This is a genomic window from Deltaproteobacteria bacterium (genome assembly GCA_009692615.1).
GTDB lineage: Bacteria > Desulfobacterota > Binatia > UBA9968 > UBA9968 > DP-20.
In genome coordinates this window covers 1-26,964 of record SHYW01000044.1, presented here as the reverse complement: position 1 = coordinate 26,964, position 26,964 = coordinate 1, and the positions used below count along the sequence as shown (strand labels likewise).

The 26,964-nt window shown below is 57.9% G+C and carries 27 protein-coding genes; 8 read left to right on the top strand and 19 right to left on the bottom strand.

The features are described from left to right. Nucleotides 1-3: 3 nt before the first annotated feature. The gene (gene uvrC, locus EXR70_12430) at nt 4-1,887 is read left to right on the top strand and encodes an excinuclease ABC subunit UvrC (protein MSP39289.1); all 1,884 of its coding nucleotides are present in this window, start codon (nt 4-6) and stop codon (nt 1,885-1,887) included. A 12-nt stretch (nt 1,888-1,899) separates the two neighbouring features. Further along, nucleotides 1,900-4,380, top strand: a complete 2,481-nt coding sequence (locus tag EXR70_12425) for a DNA internalization-related competence protein ComEC/Rec2 (protein MSP39288.1) — start codon at nt 1,900-1,902, stop codon at nt 4,378-4,380. A 123-nt stretch (nt 4,381-4,503) separates the two neighbouring features. Here the strand turns inward: EXR70_12425 and EXR70_12420 are convergent, their stop codons facing one another. Next, a complete protein-coding gene (locus EXR70_12420; GenBank protein MSP39287.1) occupies nt 4,504-5,016 on the bottom strand; it encodes a periplasmic heavy metal sensor in 513 nt (170 codons plus the stop codon). Nucleotides 5,017-5,168: 152 nt separating this feature from the next. Then, nucleotides 5,169-5,444, bottom strand: coding sequence for a hypothetical protein (locus EXR70_12415; GenBank protein ID MSP39286.1), 276 nt, complete (start codon nt 5,442-5,444; stop codon nt 5,169-5,171). A gap of 319 nt (nt 5,445-5,763) precedes the next feature. Here EXR70_12415 and EXR70_12410 point away from each other — a divergent pair, with 319 nt between their 5' ends. Continuing rightward, the gene (locus EXR70_12410; protein ID MSP39285.1) at nt 5,764-6,225 is read left to right on the top strand and encodes a RidA family protein; all 462 of its coding nucleotides are present in this window, start codon (nt 5,764-5,766) and stop codon (nt 6,223-6,225) included. Nucleotides 6,226-6,294: 69 nt separating this feature from the next. Here the strand turns inward: EXR70_12410 and EXR70_12405 are convergent, their stop codons facing one another. Then, entirely contained in the window at nt 6,295-7,521 is a 1,227-nt protein-coding gene (locus EXR70_12405) for a DUF4410 domain-containing protein (GenBank protein ID MSP39284.1), read from the bottom strand. Between the two features lie 27 nt (nt 7,522-7,548). On the opposite strand from EXR70_12405, the gene EXR70_12400 reads away from it, so the two are divergent. Continuing rightward, on the top strand, nt 7,549-8,175 hold the full coding sequence (locus EXR70_12400) for an extracellular solute-binding protein (protein ID MSP39283.1): 627 nt from the start codon (nt 7,549-7,551) through the stop codon (nt 8,173-8,175). A 27-nt stretch (nt 8,176-8,202) separates the two neighbouring features. Next, nucleotides 8,203-8,697: an extracellular solute-binding protein gene (locus tag EXR70_12395; GenBank protein MSP39282.1), complete on the top strand. Its 495-nt coding sequence runs from the start codon at nt 8,203-8,205 to the stop codon at nt 8,695-8,697. On the opposite strand, the gene EXR70_12390 is transcribed toward EXR70_12395, so the two are convergent. Then, a complete protein-coding gene (locus EXR70_12390; GenBank protein MSP39281.1) occupies nt 8,690-9,691 on the bottom strand; it encodes an NAD(P)-dependent oxidoreductase in 1,002 nt (333 codons plus the stop codon). The two genes, EXR70_12395 and EXR70_12390, sit on opposite strands and share 8 nt — an antisense overlap. Between EXR70_12390 and EXR70_12385 the strand changes: the two genes are divergently transcribed. Together EXR70_12385 and EXR70_12380 are read left to right on the top strand one after the other, a co-directional pair. Further along, nucleotides 9,636-10,739, top strand: coding sequence for an ornithine cyclodeaminase family protein (locus EXR70_12385; protein ID MSP39280.1), 1,104 nt, complete (start codon nt 9,636-9,638; stop codon nt 10,737-10,739). The genes EXR70_12390 and EXR70_12385 overlap by 56 nt on opposite strands. A 77-nt stretch (nt 10,740-10,816) precedes the next feature. After that, entirely contained in the window at nt 10,817-11,470 is a 654-nt protein-coding gene (locus EXR70_12380) for a peroxiredoxin (protein MSP39279.1), read from the top strand. A 78-nt stretch (nt 11,471-11,548) separates the two neighbouring features. Here EXR70_12380 and EXR70_12375 read toward each other — a convergent pair whose 3' ends face one another. The 14 genes from EXR70_12375 to EXR70_12310 form a co-directional block, all read right to left on the bottom strand. After that, nucleotides 11,549-12,532, bottom strand: coding sequence for a hypothetical protein (locus EXR70_12375; protein ID MSP39278.1), 984 nt, complete (start codon nt 12,530-12,532; stop codon nt 11,549-11,551). 68 nt (nt 12,533-12,600) lie between these two features. Next, entirely contained in the window at nt 12,601-13,608 is a 1,008-nt protein-coding gene (locus EXR70_12370) for an ABC transporter substrate-binding protein (GenBank protein ID MSP39277.1), read from the bottom strand. 1 nt (nt 13,609) lies between these two features. After that, on the bottom strand, nt 13,610-14,323 hold the full coding sequence (locus EXR70_12365; GenBank protein MSP39276.1) for a redoxin domain-containing protein: 714 nt from the start codon (nt 14,321-14,323) through the stop codon (nt 13,610-13,612). Next, nucleotides 14,323-15,339, bottom strand: coding sequence for a cupin domain-containing protein (locus EXR70_12360; protein MSP39275.1), 1,017 nt, complete (start codon nt 15,337-15,339; stop codon nt 14,323-14,325). The genes EXR70_12365 and EXR70_12360 overlap by 1 nt, the downstream gene beginning before the upstream one ends. 10 nt (nt 15,340-15,349) lie before the next feature. After that, nucleotides 15,350-16,540: an amidohydrolase gene (locus tag EXR70_12355; protein ID MSP39274.1), complete on the bottom strand. Its 1,191-nt coding sequence runs from the start codon at nt 16,538-16,540 to the stop codon at nt 15,350-15,352. Nucleotides 16,541-16,594: 54 nt separating this feature from the next. Then, nucleotides 16,595-17,311: an ABC transporter ATP-binding protein gene (locus EXR70_12350; protein ID MSP39273.1), complete on the bottom strand. Its 717-nt coding sequence runs from the start codon at nt 17,309-17,311 to the stop codon at nt 16,595-16,597. Beyond that, nucleotides 17,308-18,066, bottom strand: a complete 759-nt coding sequence (locus EXR70_12345) for an ABC transporter ATP-binding protein (GenBank protein MSP39272.1) — start codon at nt 18,064-18,066, stop codon at nt 17,308-17,310. Before EXR70_12345 ends, EXR70_12350 begins: the two co-directional genes overlap by 4 nt. Next, nucleotides 18,059-19,045, bottom strand: coding sequence for a branched-chain amino acid ABC transporter permease (locus EXR70_12340; GenBank protein ID MSP39271.1), 987 nt, complete (start codon nt 19,043-19,045; stop codon nt 18,059-18,061). The genes EXR70_12345 and EXR70_12340 overlap by 8 nt, the downstream gene beginning before the upstream one ends. 15 nt (nt 19,046-19,060) lie before the next feature. Then, nucleotides 19,061-19,918 carry a branched-chain amino acid ABC transporter permease gene (locus tag EXR70_12335; GenBank protein MSP39270.1) on the bottom strand — a complete coding sequence of 286 codons (858 nt, stop codon included), beginning with the start codon at nt 19,916-19,918 and terminating at the stop codon, nt 19,061-19,063. 108 nt (nt 19,919-20,026) lie between these two features. Further along, nucleotides 20,027-21,202, bottom strand: a complete 1,176-nt coding sequence (locus tag EXR70_12330; GenBank protein MSP39269.1) for an ABC transporter permease — start codon at nt 21,200-21,202, stop codon at nt 20,027-20,029. A gap of 49 nt (nt 21,203-21,251) precedes the next feature. Next, nucleotides 21,252-22,796 carry a benzoate-CoA ligase family protein gene (locus EXR70_12325; GenBank protein ID MSP39268.1) on the bottom strand — a complete coding sequence of 515 codons (1,545 nt, stop codon included), beginning with the start codon at nt 22,794-22,796 and terminating at the stop codon, nt 21,252-21,254. 74 nt (nt 22,797-22,870) lie between these two features. After that, nucleotides 22,871-23,890: a hypothetical protein gene (locus EXR70_12320; protein MSP39267.1), complete on the bottom strand. Its 1,020-nt coding sequence runs from the start codon at nt 23,888-23,890 to the stop codon at nt 22,871-22,873. Nucleotides 23,891-24,025: 135 nt separating this feature from the next. Beyond that, nucleotides 24,026-24,622: a hypothetical protein gene (locus EXR70_12315; GenBank protein MSP39266.1), complete on the bottom strand. Its 597-nt coding sequence runs from the start codon at nt 24,620-24,622 to the stop codon at nt 24,026-24,028. A 37-nt stretch (nt 24,623-24,659) separates the two neighbouring features. Next, on the bottom strand, nt 24,660-25,004 hold the full coding sequence (locus EXR70_12310; protein MSP39265.1) for a hypothetical protein: 345 nt from the start codon (nt 25,002-25,004) through the stop codon (nt 24,660-24,662). A 354-nt stretch (nt 25,005-25,358) separates the two neighbouring features. Between EXR70_12310 and EXR70_12305 the strand changes: the two genes are divergently transcribed. Continuing rightward, nucleotides 25,359-26,345 carry an ABC transporter substrate-binding protein gene (locus EXR70_12305; GenBank protein ID MSP39264.1) on the top strand — a complete coding sequence of 329 codons (987 nt, stop codon included), beginning with the start codon at nt 25,359-25,361 and terminating at the stop codon, nt 26,343-26,345. On the opposite strand, the gene EXR70_12300 is transcribed toward EXR70_12305, so the two are convergent. Next, nucleotides 26,342-26,761, bottom strand: coding sequence for an acyl-CoA thioesterase (locus tag EXR70_12300; protein ID MSP39263.1), 420 nt, complete (start codon nt 26,759-26,761; stop codon nt 26,342-26,344). The two genes, EXR70_12305 and EXR70_12300, sit on opposite strands and share 4 nt — an antisense overlap. Between the last annotated feature and the right edge of the window lie 203 nt (nt 26,762-26,964).

Genomic DNA, 26,964 nt, shown 5'->3' with positions numbered 1-26,964 from the left:
ACCATGAATCCTACCAACGAAAACCTCGTTACCTTGCCGAGCCAGCCGGGCGTCTATTTGATGCGCGACAAGGCCGGCAAGGTGATTTATGTCGGTAAGGCGAAGGACTTGCGCACCCGGGTGCGCTCCTATTTCAACCGTTCTGATGAGCGCTCTCAAGTCGAGTTTCTGGTGCGCCGCGTCGACGACATCGAAACCCTGGTGACGAGCAATGATAAAGAAGCGTTGATCCTCGAAAACAATCTGATCAAGCAGTACAAGCCGCGCTACAACATTCGCCTCAAGGACGACAAGAGTTATCTGAGTATTAAAGTCATGACCCAGCATGCTTGGCCGCGGATTCTCGCCACGCGCAAGATCGTCAAGGATGGCAACCGTTACTTCGGGCCGTTCTCCTCGGCCCTGGCGGCCAGGGAAACCATCGACATCATCGAGAAGCATTTTTTGCTGCGCAACTGCACCGATCACAATTTTCGTAACCGCAGCCGCCCTTGCTTGCAGTATCAAATCAAACGCTGCCTGGCGCCTTGCGTGCTGCCGGTGGCCGAGGACGTTTATCGCGAAAACGTGCGCCAGGCGATGCTGTTTATCGACGGCAAACAGCAGGAGCTAGTGCAGGAGCTCAAACAGCGCATGCAAGAAAAATCGGCGGCGCTGGAGTTCGAAAGTGCGGCACGGATTCGCGATCAGATCCAGGCGGTGCAAACGACTTTGGAAAAACAACGCATGGTCGCCCATTGGGGCGGCGATCAGGATATTTTCGGCCTCTACCGTGAAGGCGGCTTCATCGAAGCTCAGGTGCTGCTCGTGCGTCAAGGCAAGCTCACCGCGAGCCAATCCTATTCATTCGAAGACTTGGAGTTTCCCGACGAAGAAATTTTCGCCGCCTTGTTGACTCAGTTCTATCAAGGGCTGCGCTTTGTCCCGGATGAAATTCTCTTGCCGGTGGAATTGGAAGACCGCGCCGCGCGCGAAGAATATCTCGGCGAGCGCAAAGGCAAAGCGCTGACGATCCTCTGTCCCCAGCGCGGCGGTAAGCGCCGCTTGGTCGAGATGGCGGTGGCCAACGCGCGGCAAAACTTCGCCGACCGCCACGATCAGGAAAAGGCCCGAGAAAAAATGTTGCGCGAACTGCAATCTCAGCTGCGCCTGAAAAATTATCCCCAGCGCATCGAGTGTTTCGATATCTCGATGATTCACGGCGCCCACGCGGTGGGTTCCATGGTGACGTTTATCGGCGGCGAAGCGGATAAGAATCTCTTTCGTCATTTTCGCATTCGCACGATTGACGCTTCTTCCGGCGGCGACGATTTCGGCATGATGTTGGAAATACTCAAGCGCCGCTTTAGCCGCGGCAAAGAAGAAGCGGACCTGCCGGATTTGATCGTCGTCGACGGCGGCAAGGGCCAGTTGGCGATGGCCTTGGTGGCGATGAGCGAAGTCGGCGTCGCCGGCGTCGAGGCGGTGGGGCTGGCGAAAATGCGCGTGCAAGCGGACGCGCGCAGCGCCGAGATCGAGCGCTCGGATGAGCGCGTGTTCCTGCCGGGACAGAGCAATCCGGTGATTCTCAAGCGCAACTCCAACGCGTTGTTTCTGCTCCAGCGCGTGCGCGACGAAGCGCACCGCTTCGCGATTACGCATCATCGCAAGCTGCGCTCGCAGCAAACTCTGGCATCGGCCCTCGATCGCGTGCCCGGCATCGGCGGCGTGCGCAAGCGTGCGTTGCTGCGCGCCTTCGGCAGCATCAAAAGAATCGCCCAGGCGTCTCTGGCGGAGCTGCTGCAAGTGCCGTCGATGAATGAAAAGTTGGCGCAGGAAGTGTTGACCACGCTCAGCGAGCTGCCTGAGCTGAGCGCGCCGGCCGATACCAACGAGACGCTGTTGTAGGAGATTGAGTCGATGGCTGTGGCGGGAGCTGAGCTTGGCGATGGGACGATGATAAAAATCCATCCCTCGGCTTGGCTCATCGTCGCAACGTTAGCGCTATTGCTCGGCCAGGCGTTGGCGGTTTTGCCTTGGGAAATTCCAACTTCAACCGCACTCGTCGGGTTGGCGCCGCTGATGTTTTGCTTTTCATCGCGCTGGCGCGGGTTGGCGCTGTTGGTTTTTCTCGCCGCCACCGCTTTGTCCATCGGTTATCTGCGTCATCGTCAACTGCTCTATCCATCATTAGCTGAAAATCATTTGCGCGCGGCGCTGGTGCGCGATCCGGCGCTCTACCTCGAAGGAGTTTTTGCCGCCGAGCCGGAACGGTTGGTGCAACGATATCGCTGGCGGCTGCGCGCCGAAACGATTTGGCATGACGCCGGTGGCGAGGAAGTTTCTGGCGATATTCTCGTCAGCCTGCGCACGATGACGCGCGACTGGCGCTACGGCGATCGAGTGCGGTTACGTTTACGCGGGCAGGTTCCCCAGGACAGCGGCAATCCCGGCGGTTTCAACTACGCGACCTATTTGGCACACCGGGGGATTTACGCCGTCGCTTTTCTCGACAACGATCAGCAGGTCGAGCTGTTGGCGCGCACAGCCGGCGGCGCGCGCGAATTTGTCGAAGCTCTGCGCCGCCAAATTCGCGTATATATCGAGCGTGCCCTGACGCCCGACAATGGCGCTTTGATGAAGGCCTTGGTGGTCGGCGACATGGGGCGGGTCAGCAAGGAAATGCGCAGTGCCTTCACCGCCGCCGGAGTCAATCATGTGTTATCGATCTCCGGCCTGCACGTCGCCATGCTCGGCTTGGTGGTGTTCGTGCTGATTCGTCACGGCTTGTCTTTTAATTCTTACCTGCTGCTGCGTTTGAACTTGCTCAAGGTTGCGACGTTCGGGTCGTTCTTGGCGGTGCTGTTTTACACCGCTTTGGCAGGCGCCATGGTGCCGACGGTGCGTTCGGCGATTATGATCGGCGTCTACGAACTCGCCGTGCTGCTCGATCGCGAGGAAGAAGTTTTTACCAGTCTGACTTTGGCGGCGCTGCTGATCGCTTTGGTCTGGCCGGGCGTGGTCGCCGATATCTCGTTTCAATTGTCGTTTCTCGCCGTGCTGTTCATCGTCTGGGGCAGCCGTCGTTTGCACGAACGCCTGCGCCGCCAACACAGCGACGACCTGCCCCAGGAAAAAAGTTGGTGGCGAGAGAAATTGCGCCAAGCGGCCATGCATCTGGCGGTGCCGCTGCTGGCGACGCTCGGCACCGGGCCACTGATCGCGCACTACTTCGGTCATCTGTCGCTGGCCGGTTTCGTCGCAAACCCGCTGATCGTTCCGTTGGTCGGATTCCTCGTCGTGCCGGTCGGCCTAGCGATTGGTTTCTGTGCCGTGATCGCGCCGAGCTTAGCGCCGCCGTTAGTTTGGCTGATCGAACGTTTGGCATCGCTGACTGCTTGGTTAGTTGAACTGTTCGCACGTTTACCGTTGGCCAACATCGGCGTGGCGGCACCCAATCCGCTGGAAATATTCTTGCTCTACGGTTTGATCATGGCTGCTTTCGCGGTGCGGCGGCGCCGGCAGTTATGGCTGCTTGTCTCAGTTAGCATCGTTTTGGTTGGCCTCGATAGCGCCTATTGGTGGCGCGAACGCACCCGCCAAGACCGTTTACGAATAAGCCATCTCAACGTCGGCCAAGGAGATGCCGCGGTGGTGGAACTGCCCGGCGGCAAAGTGTTGGTAATCGATGCCGGCGGCGCGGCCAGCGGCGATTTCGATACCGGCGAAGCGATCGTCGCGCCGTTTTTGCGCGCGCGCAAAATTACCAAAGTTGATTTCCTAATGGTCAGCCACGCGCGCGTCGATCACTATGGCGGCATGGCGGCGCTGGTCATAGAGTTTGCCCCGACTGAATTCTGGTCCGGTATCGCCAAGGGTAAAACCCGACGCTTCGAGGACTTGGCCGACGAACTCACGCGCGGCAAAATTCCCCAGCTGACTTTGATCGCCGGTCAGCCTTGCCGAGTGATTGAGGGCGCGCGACTCTGCGTGCTTCATCCATCGGCTGATTCGGAAGATGGATCGGTGGTGCTCCGTGTAGAGTTCGGCAAAGCGAGTTTTCTGTTCGCTGGCGATATTGACAAACGGAAAGAAGCGCTCTTGGCGCGCCGCTCTGGCGAGCTGCGGAGTTTGGTGGTGAAGATACCGCGGCATGGCGGTACCACGGCGAACAGCCAGGAGTTCATCGCTGCGGTGGCGCCCAAGCTGGCGGTTCTGTCAGCTGGGGCGCGCAGCCGTTCGGAAAGCCAACGTGAAGAAGTAACGGAACGTTATCGGGAAGCTGGCGCTCAAGTGTTAAGCACTCACGAAGATGGTGCGGTGATCGTCGAGACCGATGGCGCGACGGTTCGCTATTCAGGCTACAAGAGCGGCAGGACGGCTGTTCTCCGAATCGAATAGGGATCAGGATTTTCACCACAGAGGGCCTAGAGATCACAGAGGGCGGGATCGACAGGTCGCCGCCAAGAATATGCAAGGGGCGGGTTTTTAGCCCGCCCCTTGTTGGTTTACTGGCGAGTCGGCTTACGACGGTTGGCCACGGCGGGCGCGCATCTGTTCGTGTTGGGAACGGACGAGGTTATGGAGCTGATCGCGTTGGCTTTGGCTCAGGATCGATTTGCCGTTCTCCAACGCTTCGATGTGCAGGTAGCGCAGTTCGGAGCGCAGCTTTTCGCTCGCTTGGATTTTGCTTTTGACTTGAATCAGGCTGGTTGGGGATTGTTGCAGCAGAGTCCGGATTTCTTTTTTAAGGCTTTGTAATTGCTGATGCAAAGGCGAAACCTGGCTTTGGTAATGGGTCCGTATGTTTTCCAGATTGGCAATCTGATCGGGGCTCAAATTGAGCTCGCTTTTGTGATTGAGCGCGATGGAGATCAGCGGCGCGCCGCCGAAGCCGCCCGGCCGCATTCCGCCTCGGGCGAATGGCCGTTTGTCGGGGCCGCCGTCCGGTGCCGCGGCCATTGGTGTGTTGACCATCGCGATCATGGCAAAGGCGAATGCCGTATTGGCTAGGATTAGAGTCTTAAGTTTGTTCATGGATCCTCCTCAGGTAATGGCACTTCAAGTGATTGGACGAACTAAGAAGCAAAAGGTTTACGCCCGGTGAAAGATTTTAACCTGGCGAGTGCCCGCGGTTCCGTCGGTGCGTGGTCGAACGGATTGCTAGAAGGGGAGACCGGAGATCGGTGCTAGCGGTCTTCGCCGAGTTCTAGTTTGGTCGCTAACGTGAGGTGTGTTTGCGCGCGCGCTTGGGTCTTGTCGCGTTTATCTTGCACGCCGCCTTCGACGACTAAAAAACGCTTGGCGAGATGCACGCGATAATTCTTACCAAGCTGTAAGCACTGGCGGTACAATACCAGCGATTCCACCGGACGCGAGTCGGAGTCTCGATAGGTGGCGACGATCCCTTCCAGTAGGTCTAACAATCCCTCGGAGTCTCGTTCTGCTACTTGGACCTTGTTCATGGCACTTTCCTAGCGCAAAAGTCGTGCACAGCGTTGTGTCGCTGATTTTATCGCCAATGGCGATTGGACGCGTGATAAATTGCGGCGCGCGTCATAACTGAAAGTCGCTTTCGTGGGGTTTTTGGTCAAACCGCCGCGTCTCTTAAATTGCACAAGTTTGCCGCGGGGCAAACGTTTTTGTTGACGGAGCGAGCGCTTGCATCACCGCCGCAAGTTCATTACTTCATAGGTGCGATTTGGTCGGGAATGGTGCGCCGCGCCGCCGTCGGCCCGATTGCTGTGAGTTTCGGTAAATCATTGGTTCAAAATGGAGGGCGGGATGGAAATCGAAAATAAACTCAAAGCGCTGGGCTTCGAACTGCCGAATGTGCCGACACCGGCGGCCAATTACATCGGCTACGTACGGGTGGGCAATTTACTGTTCATCGGCGGCAACATCGGCCGGATCAACGGTGTGATTAAATACCGCGGCAAAGTCGGCGCTGAAATCACTCTCGAACAGGCCTACGACGCGGCGCGCAGTTGCGCGCTCAACCATCTGGCGATCATGAAGGCCGCCCTCGGCGATCTCGACAAAGTCGAGCGCATCGTCAAAGTGCTCGGCTACGTCAACGTCGCGCCGGGATTTATCGACATGCCCAAAGTGGTGAACGGCGAATCGGATTTGCTGGTGCAGCTATTCGGCGAACGCGGCCAGCACACCCGCGCCGCCGTCGGTGTCGCGTCGCTCAGCCAAAACGCGCCAGTGGAAAATGAAATTATCGTACAGGTGAAAGAGTGAGCAAGGGAGAGTTTCTCGTGTTGCTTGCTCATTGTGAAAGTTGAAGATCGCCAAATCGGCGCGAAAATTTCAGTTGCCGATTCTCGCTTTTTTGACTTTGGCGGCATCCACCCAACCCTGCTGAGCGAAGAACTCCGATAGGTAGCGCGCGGCTTGATCGGCGTTGGCGGCGGCCATCGCGGCAACATCGGTGGGACCGGAAGTCGCGACACGGCTGCCGGCCGCGCCGACGCCGACCGTCACCGGCGCGGCGATGCCGGCGGGCGCGGTGGCCACGGCGCCGGGAAATTTGCCGCTGTCGCTGGTGGTGATGAACTCCAAAATTTTTCGCCGCTCGCTGCCCTGATAAAGCCGCGCCCGGGTTTCCATCTTCGCCGCGCCGGAACCGAAGCCGATCAACAAACGGCGCAGCGGACTGCCTTCGTCGACGTTTTCGAATTGGCCGTCGATCAGCAGGTCAAAATTTTCCACCGCCGTGCCGGGCGCCACGCGCTCGACGGTGAAACCCAAGTGGCGCAGCGCTTGGGCAAGTTCGGCGGCTAACGTTTCGCTGGCGAATTTACCGAGATCCCTTTGGCGTTCGGCGGCATTGGGATTGGCCGGTTGCTGGTGCATGATTCCTTGGTATTCACTGATGTCGACATCGTTGACGGCGAAGTCATAGATCAAAATACGCGTCGGTCGCGGCAGTGGCCCGTCGGCGACGCGGGCGATGGGGCGCACGGCGGATTGGCCGCAGCCGTTCAAGGCAACGAACAAGCAGAATATGAACAGGTGCTCGGCGTAGTTGACGCGGAGAAATAAAAGTCGATGGGCGCAGTAGATCACGCTACGGTGTTGTCTCGGTGCCAAGCGGATTGATTGATAGCACCACGCGGCACTCAGGATTTGTCCAACGTATAGCGGACGATGGCGGTGATCGTCAGGAGCAGAGCGCCGGTCAAAATGGTCGCGCCGAATTGCGAGATGAAGGCGATTTCGATGGCGCCGAGAATCACCGTCATGACGAAGACCAGTGCATAGCGCAGATAACGCACGGGAGCGCTGGCGCGAATTCTGATCGGTGCTTTCAACTTGCCGCGTTCGATCTCGGTAAACAGTTGGCGCAAGCCGACGCCGCGTCGAAAACGCAAAATAGCCTCGGCCAAGCCGATGACGATCAGCAACATGAACAGTTCCGACAATATGTAGCCCAGCTTGGTAAACAGCATGGTGGTTCTCCTTGGCGCGCAAGTTCACGATCGATTGACTGGCTTCGTATAAGAAACGCCGACCGGTGTCAAAGGTTGGGCTGATGCCGGCCCTCTTGCGCTTTTATTTCAAATGGCTTTGGGGTTATGTTGCGGCACTAGAATAAGATTACTGGGGGGATGCGCGATGACTTTTACGATGTCGAAACGCTCAGTGACGGGAATTGTCTGGGCTTTGTTTATGGTGCTGCACGTCCCAATGCGCGCGCCGTTGGCGGCGACGGTAGAGGAGGTCGCTCTGTCAAAGTCGCCCAAGCGTCAAAGCATTCTCGAAGAAGGCGCCAAGAAAGAGGGCAAGCTGCTCTGGTACACGACCTTGATCGTCAATCAGGGACTCAAGCCGCTCAAAGAGGCATTCGAGAAAAAATATCCCTTCGTGCAGGTGCAATTTCACCGCGCCGATTCCGAGGCCTTGGCTCAGCGCATGCTCGCCGAGTATCAAGCCAAGCGCTACGAGGTCGACGTGATCGACGGCACCTCGGCGATCGTTATGCTCAAGAAAGCCGGTTATGTGCAGCGTTACACTTCGCCGCAGCTGGCCGCCTATCCGGCGCGATTGAAAGATCCCCAGGGCTATTGGTCGGTGCCCAACGTTTACTTCATGACCCTCGGTTACAACACCAAACTGGTCGCGGCCAACGAGGTGCCGAAGACGCTCAACGATCTGCTCAATCCTAAATGGAAAGGTAAAATGGTCTAGAGCACCAGCGGCGGCTCCGGTGCGCCAATGTTTCTCGGCAATACGTTGATCACGTTGGGCGAGGAAAAAGGCATGGCTTATCTCAAACAATTGGCGACGCAAAATATCGCCAAGAGCACGGCGAGCGCGCGTGCGGTGTTGGACATGGTGATCGCCGAAGAGTACGCCATCGGCATCAACATGTTCAATTACCACGCAGTGATCAGCCGCGCCGCCGGCGCGCCGGTGGATTGGCAAGCGATCGAACCGGTGCCCGGGCCGGTGAAAACTTTAGGGTTAGCGAAAAATGCCTCACATCCCCATGCGGCGATGTTGCTTATCGATTTTTTACTGTCGAAAGACGGGCAAAAGATTTTCCAGGACGCTGATTATTTACCGGCCCACCCAGAGGTGCCTGCGAAAGTCGCCAACCTCAAAGCCGGCGGTGGCAAGTTTTCAAAGGTCAACTATATGGGACCGGAGTTGCTCTATGAAAAAGAGGAGCAGTGGGTGGAGTTGTTCCAGAAATTGTTTTTCAAGTGATGCTCTTGCCCTTTAGCAATTGTTCGAGCACGGCAACCACCGTCGGTCCCGGCTCGGTTTCATCTTTGAAGCCGGCGAGCCGTTCGCTCACTTCGGCCGCGGCGCGGTGAAACCCACCGGGCAAACCGGCGGCTTCGAATGCTCCGGCAATTTCGTTCATCTCTCCAACATAGCGCCACATCTTCGGCGCCGCGACGGCGGCGGCGCGGACGGTTTTCTGTTCGAGCGCCGGCTGTGAAGTTTTCCATTCGTCGAGTAACGCCTGTTCCACGCCTTGATGTTTCGCGAGCGCACGGATGGCGAGAATCAGCGCATCGGTGCCTTTGGTCCAGGCGGCGTAGACGACTTTGAGCGCGGAGGCTTCGCCAGGGGCCGTGCCGATTGCGCGCGCATCCAACATGCTCGCGCTGAACATTTGCGCGATCTCCTCAGCCTTCTCTCCGGATAGATAGAGTCTGGTGCTGCCGGCTTTTTTTACCGGCGAACCGATGATGCCGCCGTCGACAAAGCTGGCGCCGGCTTGAGTGACGAGCTTACCGATGGCCTCGGCGCTGGCGCGGGAAATGGCGTTGGCGTCGACGTAGATGCCTTTGAATTTTTGCGCTGCGACTTCGGTTGCGACATCGCCGGCAAATTCCGGCGGACAGACCGACAGCACGATGTCGCTTTGCGCCACGGCCTTGGCCAAGTTTTCGACGCCGATCAATCCGGCTTTTTCGGCGCGCGATCGCGACGCCGCGCTGCGATTTTCCGACACCCAGAGCACACGGGCGCCGCCGGTGGCGGCGCAGGCGCCGATGGTCGCGCCCATCTTGCCGGGATGTAGCAACGCAATCGTTTTCATTTTGCTTCCTCCGTGAAATGAAACTAGTCGAGGCGCGCATCGCGAGTCAAGTTGTTTCCTTGACGATAACTCGCGGCGTTGATATGCCAGCAGCATGATTATTCTTAGCAACGAAGAAATCGAATCGTTTCTGTCGATTAAAACTTGCATCGACGCCTTGGAGAAAGCCTACCGCAGCTGGGACCAGGGCACGGCGATCAATCGGCCGCGCACGGATCTGGTCATGCCGTCCGCCACCGAGGCCGGTGTCTACGCTTTCAAGTCGATGGAGGCTGGCTTGTACGATCCGCCGATCGTCGCCATGCGGATCAATTCGGACATCATCCGCTGGAATCAGCAGGGCAATCGCACCATCAAGACGAAAATCCCCGCCGCGCCGGGAGACAAGTATGTCGGGCTGGTGATGCTTTTCTCAACCATCACCGGCGAGCCGCTGGCGATGTTTCCCGACGGCGTGGTGCAGCGCATGCGTGTCGCTTCCAGCAGCGCTTTGGCGGCGCGCTATCTGGCGCGGGAAGATTCCAGCACCATGGCGCTGTTCGGTTCGGGTTGGCAGGCGGGCAGCCATGTGCCGGCGATGTGCGCGGTGCGGCCGCTCAAGTTGATTAAAGTTTTTAGCCCGACCAAGGCTAACCGCGAAGCGTTCGTCAAAGAGGTGCAGGCAAAAGTTAGTGCCGAAGTGCGCGCGGTGAATTCGCCGGAAGAAGCGATTGAAAACGCCGACATCATCGCCGCCACGACTAATTCGCTCAGCCGCGTGGTCAGCGCCGACTGGGTGAAGCCGGGATTGCACTTAACCTGCGTGCGCGTACCGGAGCTGGGCGACGACACGATTCGTAAGATCGATCGCTTGGTGATTCACGCGCACCAACATGCGCCGATGAATTTTGTCGCTGGGTTCGGCGAAGAAGGCATCGCCGCTCATGACGCCATCGACATTATCAAAAAAGGTCCGGCTCATGCTCGTGACGTAAACGTCGAGCATCCGTTTTGGCTGAGCGCGCCCGATCTCAAAGATCTGGTGACCGGCAAGGCCCAGGGCCGCGCTAACGCGCAAGAGTCGACCTGTTTTCTCAACAACATCGGCATCGGCCTGCAATTCGTCGCCGTCGGCGCCGCGCTTTACGCCGAAGCGAAAGCCAAAGGCATCGGCCGCGAGCTGCCGACGGACTGGTTTTTGGAAAGCGTCCATCCGTGAGCTGACAGTATTCACATTGATTAGCGATTGTGATAATGGTTCAAAATTCAGAAATATTTTGCAAAGGAGATAAGACTATGGCTCTTCGAATCAACGATATCGCGCCGAATTTCACGGCGGAGACCTCGCAAGGCAAAATCGATTTTCATCAATGGATCGGCGACAGCTGGGCGATTTTGTTTTCCCATCCCAAGGACTTCACGCCGGTGTGCACCACGGAGCTGGGCTACGTCGCCAAATTGAAACCGGAATTCGACAAGCGCAACTGCAAGGCGATCGGCTTGAGCGCGGATGCGGTGACCGACCATAACAACTGGGCCAAGGACATTCAGGAGACCCAAGGCCACGCGCCGAATTTTCCGATCATCGGCGATGCCGACCTCAACGTCGCCAAGCTTTACGATATGCTGCAAGCGAGCGAGACGCCGGGCAAGCGCACGCCGGCGGACAATCAGACCGTACGCACGGTGTTCATGATCGGGCCGGACAAGAAGGTCAAAGCGATGCTGATCTATCCGATGACCTCAGGCCGCAACTTTGACGAGGTGCTGCGCTTGCTCGATTCGCTCCAGCTCAGCGCTAAAGCCAGCGTGGCGACACCGGTCAATTGGAAGCCGGGCGACGACGTGATCATTCCGACGGCGGTGTCGGACGAAGATGCCAAGAAGAAATATCCCCAGGGTTTCAAGACGCACAAACCGTATCTGCGCACGGTGTCGCTGAAGAACTAGCTGACTGAAGTCACGCTCTTGCGCGAGTAAGGCGAGGGCGCCGGCAACACTGTCGCGTCCTCGCCTTTTTATTTGTGATCAATCCAAGTAACCCTGCTCGCGCCAATACTGCTCGGCGGCGGGATGAAGCGGCACTTCGAGATGACCTTCCTCGCTGTCGCGGACGATCTGTTTCATCGGCAACGGTTCATCTTTGGCCCAGGGAATCCGTTCTTTGCTTTCGTCTAGCGCGCGGCAAAAATCTTTTACTAGCTTGTCGGGTGTCGATTCCAGCGTGTAAATCGGCCAGCCGCTGAAATCTAACGTGGCCACGTCGGCGCTGAGTTTGGGAAAGCTTTTTTTCTCAATCGTGCCGCGGCGCAGGCCGACCGCTTCCAAGCGCTGCAAAATCGTTTCGTCCAACGACAGAAACGTCATGCCCAACTCCAACGCCATGTTACCCCAGGCGCTGGCGCCTTCGTCGAAGATCGCGTCGATCTCGCCGCGATGGACGGCGCCGATGCGTTTGTCTCCGTAGGCCATTCCCGCGTCGTAGCGCACTTGGCCGCCCCACGACACGATGTCGTCGAGGGTAAAGCCGGCGGCGGCGCAAACGTGATTGATGATGACCTGCAGGGAGTGATCGGGTTGACCGCGTAGCGAGAGTTTCAATGGAAATTTACGGTCGCGAATGTCGGTGAGCGATTTCAAACCAGTTGCTGCGTTAACCGCGAAAACCATTTGATCGAGGGCCGGTAAAATGGCGATGATTCTCAGCGGGATCGGTTCGTTGAAAGGGGTCTTGCCTAGCGCCGCGACTTTGAGAATCATGCCGGGGTTGATCATGGCGAATTGAACTTTGCCGGCGGCGACTTCGTGAATCGTCGCCGGACTATCGCTGCCGAACAGCGTCAGCGGCCAGCCCTCCGAACCTTGTTCGCGTAGACTAATTTTGGCTTGCAACAAATCCCAATCGCGCCGGTTGACCAGCGCCGAAGCGACTTCGAGCATCAAGCGCGAGCGGGTGGTGTGTGGATGGGTGCGCATGCGCGTGGGTTTGAGATTGAATTCTTTGTCACTCATGTCGCGGCTTCCTTCGATGTCGGCAATTCGCGAAGAAGGGCGTATGCCATACGCCCCTACAGGAAAAATTACTTCGCCTTGATCTCGCGGTAGACTTCCCTCGCGAGGGTGAAGTCGGCGACGCGCGATAGCGGCACGGTTTGTTTGCTGTTTGACACTTTCAAACTTTCTTCGATGCCCGCTTGCAACGCTTGGTCCGACGCGATGCCGTTTTCGGCCCAGGTATTTATCGTCGAGTCGAAAGCTTTCTCGGCGACGTCTCGCTCTAGCTTCCACTTCGACATGATCAGCGCGATGGAGTCCTGGCGTTGAGCGCGGGCGTGGCTCATGCCGCGGAAGGCGACGGCGATCATTTTCCTAACTTGGTCGGGCCGCTGTTGCAGCCAACGATCGGAAACCCCGAAGCCGCCGTTGATGCTTTCCAGAGTGTCGCCCATGAAGGCGAGGCGGCGCAGGCCCATCCGTTCGGCGATGATGTCGACGGGCGTGGTCAGTGTGGTGGCGTCGACGCTGCCGGCACGGAGCGCTTGCAAGCGGTCCGGCGTGTTACCGATGACGCGCAAGATCATTTCTTTGTCGGCGTCGATGCCGGCATCCTTCAACAAACGGCGCGACATGAACGACTCGCCTGAAGTCAGCGTGGCGACGCCGAGCACTTTGCCTTTAAGCTCTTTGATTGAACGGATTTCCGCCTTGGACATTAACGAAAATAGCGGCCTGTCATTGTAGACCATTACGAGTTTGACTGGTAGGCCGCGCACCGCAGCGTTGAGCGTGGTGCCGGCGAAGATCACATACTGGATATCGCCTGAGACCAGTGCGGTCACCGCGATGGTCGGCGGAATGTTGATCAGCTCGACATCCAAACCGGCTTGCTCGAAGAAACGATTTTCCTTGGCGACGATCAGTGGAAAGGGGATCAGGCCGCCGACGGAATAGCCGATGCGGACTTTCTCGAGGGTGGCGGCGTCGAGTGAGGTGTAGCTGCAAAGAAAGGCTAGCACTGCTAGGATCGATCTGACGGATCGGTCGGATCCGACTGATCCGTCAGAGTTTCTCTGAAAAGTCTTCCTCATCTCATGGCCAGCGGTTGCGATTTTGCGGGCGTTTGGCCCAGTAGTCTTCGAACGCTTTCGGGCCGGCGCGCTCGTAGACACGCTGGTGCGTCGCTTGATCGGCCTCGTGGGCGACGACGCGCTCGGAGTATTGCAGATGCAGCACGCGACCTTCGGCGGCGGCTTTTTCGCCGGCGACGATGTCCTGCAAAAACTGCCGCAGCTCGGCGTGATTGGCCATGTTGCTGCGAAAGATCAGCCGGCCGTCTTTGTGAATCACAAACAGCCCATTGGGCCATAAACCGTAGGCGCGGTGAATGCGGCCGTCGAGTTGATCGACGATGATTGGGAAGCAAATATTTTCCAGCTTTTGCAATTCGCGGGCGTAAGCAAGTTTTTGTTCGAAGCTGGTGTGCGCGCCGTAGTTTTCCGCCGGGTGAGACTCACGCGTGTAGAGCAGAAAGAATGCGATCTGCTTGCCGGCGAATTCTTCTTGCAGCCGATTGAGCGCTGGCACTTCGAATGCGCACATGGGGCTAGTGATGGCGCCAGTCATCATGACGACATGCTGCTTGCTGCGAAACTCGCTCAGGCGGACTTGCTTGCCGTCGACCGTTGTCGCTTCAAACTCCGGCGCGGCGGCGCCGACTTTGGCGGGCAGCGATTCGCCGGGATTGGTTGAGTTCGCGCCAGCCGCGAATTCCTCGATGTTGTAGCTGCATTCGGCGTCATTCATCAGCGGCTTTGCTCGCGGTAAACGCCGATCGCTTCGTGCAGCGGCCGATCGGTGGTGGAAAATAACACCGCTGGAGTTGCCGACGAATTTTTATGACTGTGCCAGCTCCAATTGGGCACGGCGAAAAAATCGCCGGCTTGCCATTCCAACTTCTCGCCTGCGACTTCGCTGACGCCGCTGCCCTCGACGGCGTAGTAGAGTTGGCTCGATGTGTGGCGATGTTCCGCGGTTTGTTTGTCGGCGTCGAGTAATTGAATCCAGCAGGAGAAGCTCGGAAAGGTCGAGCCGCCGGTAACCGGATTGCGATACTCCAAACATTTGCCGTCGAACGGACTTTCACTTTCGCTTAACATTTCCGCCAGCGCGCGGCGCGTGCCGCTCCATTTGTAGACTAACGATTTCAGCGCTTGGCCTGGCGGCGCAAGCAGTCCCGGATTGCGCGCCGTCGTGTCCACCGGACTGTTGAAGAGCCGGACATCTTCGGCCGGATGGGGTTCCTGAAACATGGTGCGCAGCATGCGCATCAGTCCAGAGTCGAGGCCGTCGATCCAAATCGCGTCGCGCTCGGTTTCGTTGATGTGATTATGCCAGCCCCAGCTCGGTTGGATCACCAAGTCGCCTTTTTCCATGACGCACTTTTCGCCGTTGGTAATGGTGTAAACTTGCGCGCCGCCATCGATGACGAAGCGCATGGCGGCGTTGGTATGGCGGTGCGAGTAAACCGCTTCGCCGGCTTTGACCAACTGCACGGCGAGATTCAAGGTGTGACTGGTGCTTTCGCTCAAGTTCGGATGGACTAAGCTGATGGCGCGGCGCGCGCCTTTGTAATTGGTCGTGATGATCTCGCCGGCGGCTTCTAAACCGGCCCGAATCTTCGCCCACTTCCATAGGATCGGTTTGCCGAAGGGTTCGGGCTCGCGGCGAATCGCTTCCGGACGCGCCCACAGACCGCGTAGATTGTCCTTGGCCAACTCGGCGTCGAGATTTTTTAGATCGTTTTCTTGGGCGTTGCTCATACTGAACTCCTTACCAATTCTTCAAGTGAAAATAGTTGACCGCGTTGCCGACTATCATCTGGTAGATTTCGTCTTCGGGCACGCCGATGAAATTTTCTGCGATTACCTTCGCCGAGTTGGGCCAGTCCGATTCCAAATGGGGAAAGTCGCTGGCCCACATGACTTTGTCGATGCCGCAATCGTGGCGCGCGATGCGCACACCGATGGGATTGCGGTTAAACCCCCAGTAAACATTTTCCTTGGCGTATTCGCTGGGCATCCGTTTCAAACGCGGCAGGCCTAGGACGCGCTCGGCCCAGTATTGCTGGCGGCCGTATTCGTTGTCCATCTGGTCGAGCCAATTGGGCACCCAGCCGATCTGCACTTCGGCGACGTAGATATTCAATTTCGGAAAGCGCTCGAACACCCCGCCCCAAATCATCTGCACGACCTGTTTGCTGCCGCGAAAACCGTATTTATTAAAACGCTCGATAACGTCGGGCACGTGATGTTCGGGATTGGTTTTTTTGGCGTAATTAAAAGCTAGCGCGGCGACCGCCGGTTGGCCGCGGCCGCGGCGCGGAAAACCGAACTCAACGTGAATCGTCAGCGCGATTTGCAAATCCACCGCGGCGGCCCAGAAGGGATCGTCGGCGGCGCTGGGCTGGCGTTTGCCGGCCGGAAAATTGTCGATGGCCACCGCTTTGAGGCCGAGCTTCTTGCAATGTTTTAGCTCCGCCACGGCATCGTCAATGTTGGTGATCGGAATCACGCCGACGCCGATCAAGCGCTCGGGTGAAAACGCGCAGTATTCTTCCGCCAACCAGTCATTGTAGGCGCGCACGACGGACTTATACGCTTCGTCGTTGCCGATGCCGCGCCAAAAGCCGGGACCGACGTTGCCGGGAAAAAGCACCTCGGCATCGACGTCGTCTTTGTCCTGTTCGGTCAGGCGTTGAGCTGGCGAGCCGGTGCCCGGTGAGGTTTCGTAGCTTTCGCCGGGCAGTGGATCGAAGGGTCTGCGCTCTTCGTACGGCAAGCCGCAGGAGATGTTCGAAATCAGCCGCTCCAAAGGCTGGCCTTCTTGCAGCACCGCCAGCGTGCCGTCTTCCAGCGTGATCACTTTGGGCGCCCGATCGCGAAATTTTTCCGCCACCCGTTTGGCGTAACGGTCGGGACGGATTTCCAGATGGGAATCGGCGGAGATGCATTTGTACTTCATAACGGTTCCTCGCAAGATCGGCTGCGGCTAAATTACTAGGCGCGGCTGCAACATTCAAATACCTAAATGCTGCTGCAACAATTGCGGCTGCGCTTTGAATTCGCCGCTGGTTCCGGCAAAGACGACGCGGCCTTTGACCAGAATGACGCTGCGGTCGGTGAGCGCCGACACGGCTGCGAAGTTTTTGTCGACGATGATGGCGGCGATGCCGGTTGCGCGAATAGTTTTGACGATCCGCCAAATTTCTTGGGCGATCAGCGGCGCCAGGCCTTCGGTGGCTTCGTCGAGAATGAGTAATCTCGGATGTGTCATTAGTGCGCGGCCGATGGCGAGCATTTGCTGTTCGCCGCCGGAAAGTTGTTGACCGCCGTGGGAAAGCCGTTCGGCTATGCGCGGAAAAGTTTTCAGCACGCGTTCGAAGCTCCAATGATTATCTCCAGTGGACGCTGGGCGCGCGGCCATGAGGAGATTCTCTTTCACCGTGAGATTGGCAAAGATGCCGCGACCTTCGGGGACATAGGCGATACCTTGGCGGGCAATTAAATATGGCGCGGCACCGGTCATCGGTTTGCCGTCGATGCGCACTTCACCGCGGCGCGGCGCCAGGTGGCCGAGGAGCGTGCGGATGAGGGTCGACTTGCCCATGCCGTTGCGTCCCATCAGGCCGACCGCTTCGCCGGCGTGGATCGAGAAATCGACGCCATGCAAAACATGGCTAGCGCCGTAGTAGCTGTGCAGCTCACGCGCCGCGATGATCGGCGTGTCGCTCATAGGCCATCGTCCGTTTCGCCGAGATAGGCAGCTTGCACTTTCGAGTTGGCGCGAATTTCCTCCGGTGTTCCCGATGCGATCACTTTACCGTCGACCATGACGGTGAGCACTTTGGCGAGTTGGAACACCGCGTCCATGTCGTGCTCGACCAGCAAAATCGCGTGGCTGGCCGCGAGCCGCTCGATCAGCTGAACCATTGCCATCGATTCTTCGCTGCCCATGCCGGCCAGCGGTTCGTCGAGTAAAAGCAATTGCGGTTGGGTCGCCAAGCACATGGCGATTTCGAGTTGCCGTTGTTCGCCGTGGCTCAACGCTAACGCTAGATCATCCGAGCGCTGGGCTAAGCCCACCGTGACCAACGCCGCGCGGGCATCGTTGATCGTGTCGCGATAATGATCCGCATCGCGCCACCAATTGAGCGGGCGCGGCTCGCGGGATTGGGCGGCGAGCCGGCAGTTCTCGACGGCGCTGAAGCTCGGAAAGATGTTGGTCTTCTGATAGCTGCGGCCGATGCCGAGGCGTGAGCGGCGGTGCGGCGCGAGCTTGACGATGTCGTTACCGAGAAAATTTATCGTGCCGCTGTTCGGCGTCAGGTCGCCGGACAGGAGATCGATCAGCGTGGTTTTGCCGGCGCCGTTGGGACCGATGACGGCATGCAGCTCGCGCGTGTTCACTTGCAAAGACAGATTTTCCACCGCGGCGACGCCGCCGAAGTGTTTGGTCAAATTCTCTACTGAAAGAATCGCCTCAGTCATCGCTAGCTTCCGAGTTCACGCGTCGGCGGTGCAGAAAAACATCGATGGCGCCGCCGATGCCGTGCGGCAATGCCAGGACGATGATCACGATCAAGCTCCCCATGGCTAGCTGCCAATGCTTGGCGTAAACGCCGAACAACGCTTCGGCGGAAAGCAATTCTTGCAGCATGACGTAGGCAAACGCGCCGATCACCGCGCCGTGCAAACGGCCCATACCGCCGAGGATCACCATCATGAGTACGGTGCCGGATTGATGCCAGGCGAGAATCTCCGGACTGACGAAGCCGAATTGGCAGGCGGCGAGATAGCCGGCGAGACCGGCGATGGCGCCGGCGAGGACGAAGGCGCCAAGCTTGTAGGCGTCCACGGCGAAACCGATGGCGCGCATGCGTTGCGGATTGACGCGGATGCCGGCGAGGGCTCGGCCAAATTGTGAGTGCAGCAGGTAATTCAAGAAAATATAAACGGCGCCGAGCAAGATCAGCACGAGGTAAAAAAACTCCACGGGATTTTCCAGATCGAGGGGTTTGAATCCGCTGATGGTCAATTCCGGCCGCATGGTAATGTAGATGCCGTCGGAGCCGCCGCCGAGTTTGGTGTCGTGGAAAATCGCGTAGAGCATTTGCGCGAAAGCCAGCGTGACCATGATGAAGTAGATTCCACTCGTGCGCACGACGAGAAAGCCGATGATTAGCGCGACCATGGCGGTTGCGATCAGCGCGGCGGGGAGAGTGAGCCAAAAATTCACCGCTTCATATTTCGGCGCGATCAGCGCCAGTGCATAGGCGGCGACGCCAAAGTAAGCGGCGTGACCGAAGCTCACCAAGCCGGTGTGGCCGACCAGCAAGTCGAGGCTCAAAGCGAAGATCGCCATGATCATGATCTTGGCGCCGAGCTGAAGATAAAAAGTCGATGCGACTGAAGGCACGAGCGCCAGCAGCAACAAGGCGGCGAACAGAACCGAGCGCGGCAGGGTGATGTGAGTCACGGCGCTTTACGATTTATTCGCCAGCCCTTGGGGACGCCACAAGAGAATTGCCGCCATCAACAGATAAATCGCCACGCCGGAAAATTCCGGCACCACGACTTTGCCCAAGGTGTCGGCCAGGCCGATTAAAAGCGACGCGATCAGTGCGCCGTTGATCGAACCGATGCCGCCGATGACGACGACGACAAAGCAGATGATCAAAATTTGATTGCCCATGGCCGGCGCCACCGAAACGATCGGCGCGGCGATGGCGCCGGCGAAAGCGGCGAGCGCCATGCCGACGGCGAACACCAGCGTGAACAGTAATGAAATATTGACGCCCAGGGATGCGGCCATTTCGCGGTTGCTGTTGCCGGCGCGGATCATCATGCCGAGGCGGGTTCGATGCATGACGAAATACATGATCCCGGCGACGGCGAGACAAACCGCGGTGACGAATAGCCGGTAGACCGGGTAAGAGAGGGTCTCTGTCAACGGGATGGAAAAATTCACCAGCGCCGGCACGGCGACGCCATGAACTTCGTTGCCGAATAGAATGCTGCGCAGCTCTTCGAAAACCAAGATCAGGCCGAAGGTGAGCAGCACTTGATAGAGATGATCCCGTTGGTACAAGCGGCGGATGATTGTGGTCTCGAGCACGAGGCCGATGGCGAAGGCGATGCCGACGGCGAGGGGCAGCGCCAGCCACAAGCTGCCGGTGGCATTGGCGAGCCAGTAGGCCAGATAAGCGCCGACCATGTAAAAACTGCCGTGGGCGAGATTGATCACACCCATGATGCCGAAAATCAGGGTCAAACCGCTGGCGAGAAGAAAGAGCAACAAGCCGTACTGGACGGCGTTCAATAATTGGATCAAGTAGAACATGGTGAAAGTCGGTTTCACCACGAAGTTCACGAAGGGCACGAAGGTTTCGAAAAATTATTCTTCCGGACTTCGTGTTCTTCGTGTTGTTCGTGGTGAATGACTAGGTTTTTAAAGTTTGCAGCCGCGCGCCGGATCGGCCAACGCTTTGTGGGCGATGCTGACAAAACGATTTTCTTTGCCGACGACTTTGCGCAAATAAATATCTTGGATCGGGTTGTGCGCCTTCGACATCGTCCATGTCCCGCGCGGGCTGTCGATCTTGGCTTTCTCCATTGCCGCGATCATTTCTTTGCGCTTGGTGATATCGCCTTTGACCGCGTCGAGACCGACGGCGAGGAGCAAGCCGGCGTCGTAGCCCTGCACGGCGTAAACATCCGGTTCGGTCGAGACCGCTCGAGTGTATGCTGAGCGGAATTCTTTGTCGCGTTTGGTATTCAACCCGTCCGCGTAGTGTAGCGTTGTTTCGAGACCTTGGGCCGAATCGAGAATCGCGTCCAAGATGCCGTCGGTAAGAAAGCCCGAGCCGTAGAGTGGAATGCTGCGGCGCAAGCCCGCGGCGGTGTAATCCTTAACGAACTTTGCCGCGCCGCCGCCGGCGAAGAAAACAAAGACCGCGTCCGGCTTCTGCGCGGCGATTTCCGTCAGCAGCGCTTGAAATTCAGTGTTGGGAAAGGGAATCCACAAACCGTGCACCGATTTGCCGCCGGCTTTGATGAAGCCTTCGGTAAACCCCGCCACCGCTTCTTCACCGGCGCCGTATTTCCACGCTAGCGATATGACGTTGCGGATGCCGCGGTCGGCCATCACTTTACCCATCGGATAAGACGGCTGCCAATTGGAAAAAGACGTGCGGAAAATATTCGGCGCGCAGAGCGCGCCGGTGGCGGCGTCGAGGCCGGCGTTGGGAATGATCATCAGGGTGTTGGTTTCCTTGGCGATCTTGACCATACCCATCTGCACGCCGCTATGCACCGTGCCGACCAGCACGTCGACTTTGTCGCGCTGGACCAGTTTGTTGGTATTCTCCGGCGCTTTGGAGGGATCGGCTTCGTCGTCGACGGTGAAATATTCCAATTCTCGCCCGCCGAGTTTGCCGCCCCGTTCGCTGACCGCGAGCTTGAAACCGTTGGTGATGTTGACGCCGAGCTGGGCGTAGGTGCCGGTGTACGGCAGCATCAAGCCGACGCGGATTTTCTGCGCTTGCCCGAAGGCGAACTTGGGCAGCAGAGCGCCGGCGCTGAGCAGGCTCGCTTGGGTTAAAAATTTGCGGCGATCGATTTTCATTTTTGCCTCCGGAAGAGTCTTTACTGTTGTGACAAACGCCAAAAAAAATTCAAGCGCGCAGCTTGAAGCGCTGAATCTTGCCCGTGGCGGTTTTCGGCAGCTCGGCGACGAATTCGATCCAGCGCGGATATTTATAGGGCGCGAGATGGGCTTTGACATGTTGTTGCAGCGCCGCCGCAAGTTCGGCGCTTTGCGGCACATTGGCACGCAGCACCACGTAGGCTTTCGGTTTGATCAAGCCGTTTTCATCGGGCTGTCCGACCACCGCGGTTTCGAGCACGGCGGCGTGGGACGCGAGCGCCGATTCGACTTCGAAGGGCGAGACCCAGATGCCGCCGACTTTCAGCATGTCGTCGGCGCGGCCGCCGTAGATGAAGTAGCCGTCGTCGCTCTCGGTATATTTGTCGCCGCTGCGGGTCCATGGACCGAGAAAGGTGTTGCGGCTTTTCTCGCGGTTGTTCCAATAATACGCCGCGCCGGTCGGGCCGGCGACTTGGAGTTCGCCGATGTCGCCTTTTTTTACTGGGTTGCCGTCTTCATCGACCAAGCGAATGTCGTAACCTGGCACCGGTTTCCCCGAAGTGCCGTAGCGATTGTCGTGGGGCCGATTCGACAAGAAAATATGCACCATCTCCGTCGAGCCCAGGCCGTCGAGAATATCGACGCTGAAATGTTCCGACCAGCGTCGGCCGACATCCGCCGGCAGCGCTTCGCCGGCCGAGGTGCAACGGCGCAGGTTGGACTCTTCGCGCTTAGGCAGTTCGCCGCTGGCGAGCAGCGCGCTGTACAATGTCGGCACGCCATAGAAAATCGTCGGCCGGTATTCTTTCAAGATACGGCAAACCGCTTGGGGCGTCGGCCGCTCGCTCAGCAATATCGTCGTCGCACCCACCGACAATGGGAAACTTAAGCCGTTGCCGAGGCCGTAGGCGAAAAATAACTTGGCGGCGGAAAAGACGACGTCGCTTTCTTGGATTCCCAATATCGGTTGCGCGTATAGTTCCGCGCTCTTGATCATGCTGGTCTGCACATGGACGACGCCCTTCGGTGTGCCTGTGGAGCCGGATGAGTAGAGCCAAAAGGCGGCGTCATCGGGACGCGTCGGCGCGGCGGTAAATTGATCTGCCGCCGCCGCCATTAAATTGGCCAGCAGCGGATGTGTCGATTCATTGGCGCCCGATACGACGACATGCTCGAGAAACGGTTGTTTGAGCAAGATTGTCTTGAACACAGCCAAGAGCGGTTCGGAAACGACTAGCGCTTGGGCTCTGCTGTCGTGCAACATGAAATCGAAGTCGTTGGTCGTGAGCAGTGTGTTGACCGCGATGGGCACCAGGCCGGCTTTGATGGCGCCGAGAAAAACCGCGGGAAAGTCGATGGTGTCGAGCAGGCAAACCATGACGCGGCTCTCCAATGGCAAGCCGAGCGTTGTCAGGGCGTTGGCGGCGCGATTCACACGGCTGGCGAGTTCGGCGAAGCTGTAGCTGCCGCCCTCGTCGATGTAAGCGATTTTTTCCGGCCGCGCGGCAAGATTGCGCTCGATCAGATCGACCGCGGCGTTGTAATGCTGAAGTGCTGTCGGCTGGCCGTCCATGAATCTCGTTCCGATTGCCCGGCGTGTTTCTACTATGGAAACGGCGCCGTCGGCAAACGGAAATTTATTATTCGCTATTTGAGATAGCCGCGCTCGCGGTAGAACCGTCTCGCGCCCGGATGAAGCGGCACGTCGAAGGGCGCTTCGCCGTCGTTGCTGCACAACTGTTTCATGCTCAGCGGTTTGAAGTTGTCCGTCGGAATCGCCTGCTTGCGTAGCTCGATCGCTTCGCACAGCGCGTAGGCGACTTTGTCGCTCATGTCGGCGCGCACAATCATCGGCCAACCGCTAAAATCGATCGTGGGAACGTCTTGTTTCATTCCCTTAAAGCCGCAGCGCGACATGGCGCTGGGGCGATAACCGAGCGCCTTTAGGCGGCGCAGCACAGCGCCTTCAATGGGCAAGTAGCGAAAGCCGTTGTCGAGGGCGGCCTGTCCCCAACTCTTGATGCCTTCGTCGAAGACCGCGTCGATGGAGCCATCGGCGATGGCCGCGCGCCGTCCCGGCGCGCTTGGCCGCGGCACAGAGTGAATCTTACCGCCCCATTTTTTTATGTCGGCGAGCGTAAAGCCCGCGGCTTTCAGAGTCGCCGACACCGTGAACATGGTGGCGCTGCCGGTCATGTCGGATGTCGGGATAAAGCCGGTGGAGACGCGCAGCGGGATACGTTCACGTTTGATCTGTTCCAAAGAAGTGATGCCGGTGGATTGGTGCACGGCAAAGCCCATGACGTCGAAGGATGGAAAGGTCGCGATGGTGCGCACCGGCAAGCGTTTTTTGAAAACCCCGGTGCCGCGGTAAGCCATGGTCAACATGGCCGATGGATTGAGCCAGGCCAGTGAGTAATCGCCGCGCGCGACGGCGATGATTTCTGGAAAGCTCCCGGTGACGAACGAGACTGGAATGTCGGTGGTTTCGATCGCTTTTACGCCCAACGAGAGGCGGATCACCCGGCCGACATGGGTGTCGGTTTGCAAGGTTCCTTCAGCGCCTCGTTTGGTTTGATAGGACAGTGAACTGTCGTACATGGCCGCGCCGATTTCCAAAAGCCCTTTGGCGCGTTGAATGCCCGCGTTGTAACGTTTGATCGCCATGTTGGAACAACCTCCCGAGAAAGTCGCTCCACACTAATCGCGATCGCCGACGGAAACAATAAGTTTGTGAGAGGAGTTTGTAAACACCCGCCTGACCTCCGTTGCGGTGGTCAGGCGGGTGGAATGAAGGCGGGTTTAGCGTTTGTGCAGGTCGTTCTTCAGTTCAACGCGCGCCGTGTTGAGTTTGTTTTGGTCCGCTTTGAGTTCGGCGCGGTCCTTCGACAATTTTGCTAGGTCGTCGCGAATTTCTTTACGGTCGCCGGCGATTTCGGTCTTGCTCGCGCCGCTGCGAATGTCTTTGCGCAGCTCGGTGCGGTCTTTGTTCAGCTCGATTCTGTCCTTCCGCAAGTCGACACGGTCTTGCTTCACTTCGTTGCGCGCGTTGCGAATATCTTTGAAGTCCTGGCGAATCTCCGGCTTGTTGTTGTGGCCGCGGTTGTCGATTCGTCCGTCGTGGCGCACATGGTGGCGATCCTCTTGGCGCGCATGTTGGACCGCCCGGCCATGATGCTTGTCTAAACCTTTGCCAGCGTGGATTTCTTTTTGGTGATGACCGAAATCGCGCCGGTCATGGGTGGCGTGGTCGAATTTCTTGCCATGCTGATTGCCGCCGCCCTTATGCTGGCCAAGATTTTCGCCGCCGTCCTTGGCCTCGACGCTGGCCGCGAAGCCAGCGAGTCCGAGACTGCTCGCAAAAATTGCCGCTACTAAAATATGATTGGTCCGTTTCATGGTACTCCTCCTGTTTAAAACTGTTTAGCTCGCCCGGTTAATATTCGCCGCTGCGTTGGCGCTGGATCGATTGGTTGTTACGCTCGATGGTGCGTTGGTTTTGTTGGAGCTGTTGCTGATTGTTATAGTTTTGTTCTTGCTCCTGGCCTTGCATGTAATCGCCGATGGCCGCGCCGCCGATCAGACCCGTTCCCGCGCCGATGGCCGCGCCCAAGCCTGGACGGCCGAAGGCCGTGCCGATCAAGCCGCCAGCCGCGGCGCCGCCCACCGCACCGATGCCCGCGCCTTTTTCCCGGCTGCTCAGCGGGCCTCCGGCGCATCCTGCGGCGAGAACCGCGGTCAGACTGAGAACTGCTAGGCCCGTCGATCTATGTTTAATCATTTTGCCTCCCATTGTGTTGCTCCCTTTGCTCACGCTCTTGTCTGGCGGATAGTGCAACCCCGGTGCCAGGGGCGTTGAACCTGGCAAGTTGGCGAATTCGTTCCGCTGCGAGAATCTTCAGCGCTTACCGAGGCGCGTAAAAACTACCGATGTGCGGTGAAAATGTGCGGCTACAATCGCCGCTCGGTTGTGGCTGGTTCTGCCGGTGGTTGCTGATTTGGTACTTGCGGTAGCTTCTATGATGTTGTGTTCATGGCTTGCGCGAATAGCGCCGGCCATTGTAAGGCTGGGCTGATAAACTGACATCGCCGGAGTTTTCGGCTCAGCCAAGCGCAGCCAGCGCTGGAGGATGACATGATTGTCCAAATTGCGGTCGCGGTTGTTCTCGTCTGTAGTAGCTGGTTTCTCGGTCCGGCGGCGGCTCAGGAAAGGCCGAAAATTTTCCTCGGCGCTTCGAGCAAGACTCTCGGCTACAGTCCGCTTTGGGTCGCCAGCAAAAAAGGTTTCTTCGAGCAGCAAGGTTTGGACGTTCAGCTGGTGCTGCTGCGCGGTGTGCCGATGACCGTGCAAGCGCTGGCGGCTAACTCGCTGCACATCGGTTCCGGTGGACCGGAACCTTTTATCGAAGCGTCGGAGCGCGGCCTCGACTTTATCGTCACCGGCGGCATCATCAATGGCATCGCGCAGTTTTTGGTGACCGGGAAGAATTACAAAAGCTTCGAAGATCTGCGCGGCGCGACGTTCGGCACGGCGTCGCTAACCGGCGGTATTGTCACGGCGCTGCGCGAAGCTTTGAAGCTGAAGGGGTTGGAGTACCCACGGGATTACAAACTATTGATCATCGCCGGCGGCTCGTCGGCTAATCTTGCGGCGCTGCAAGCGGGGCAGATCGCGGCGACGACCATGGCGGCACCGCTCAATTACGCCGCCCAAGAGTTGGGCTTCAATGTTCTGGGCAAGCTGAGCGACGGGATTCCGCACTTTCAAACCAACGCTTTTATCGCGCGCCGGTCATGGGCGGAAAAGAATCGTTCGACAATGGTGCGCTTCATGAAGGCGCATGTGCTGGCGCTGCGCTGGCTGTTCGAGAACAAAGATGCCGCGGGGGAGTTTCTGGCCCAGGAGATGAAATTAAAACCGCTCCATGCCCGCCTCGGTTGGGAATTCTACACGCAGAATCGCCACTGGCCGCCGGACGGCGATGTCACGATGGAAGGGATGAAGAACAACATCCGCATCTACGCTGAACAAACCGGCGCCAAAGGACCGCTGGCGGACCCGAGTAAGTATGTCGATCGCAGCTATTTACTTGAAGCGCTGCGCGATATCGAGCGGCGCTAAACCGACTGCAAAGCTTCGATCAATATTTTTGGTATGCGGGAAACTTTGCCGGAGTGGGCGATGCAGGCATGTTTGGTTGAACCGCTGGCAAGTAGATCGTTATTCGAGTGACGAAAAATGCGATAGTTGAATGTCAGCGAGGCGCGGCCCAGTTCGTTGAGTTCGGTTTCGATCAGCACGATATCGTCATAACGCGCCGAGATGGCGTAGCGACAGCTCACTTCGGTGACCGGAAAGTGAAAGCCCTGCTCTTCAATCATTCCGTAGGGGAGACCGACCTGGCGCAAAAATTCCGAGCGGCCGCGTTCGAACCAGCGCAGATAGTTAGCGTAGTAAACGATGCCCATCTGATCGGTATCGCCGTAGATGACCCGGTACTCGGTGCGGTTTTTAATAGTGGGTAGCGCTGATTTCATGGGCTTTCACTTTTAAATGTTTAAAGCGCTTTTGACAATCCGATGTGCACCGGTCGCCTGTTGTAGCAAAGTGATTATGTCAGGGGTTAACGGCAACGTAATTATGTCAGGGTGGAAGGATGACAACCCTGACAATGAAAGACGAGAAACGACTAGACGTAATTCAACGAGTATATCGCAGCGAGATCACCGTGGTTGAGGCC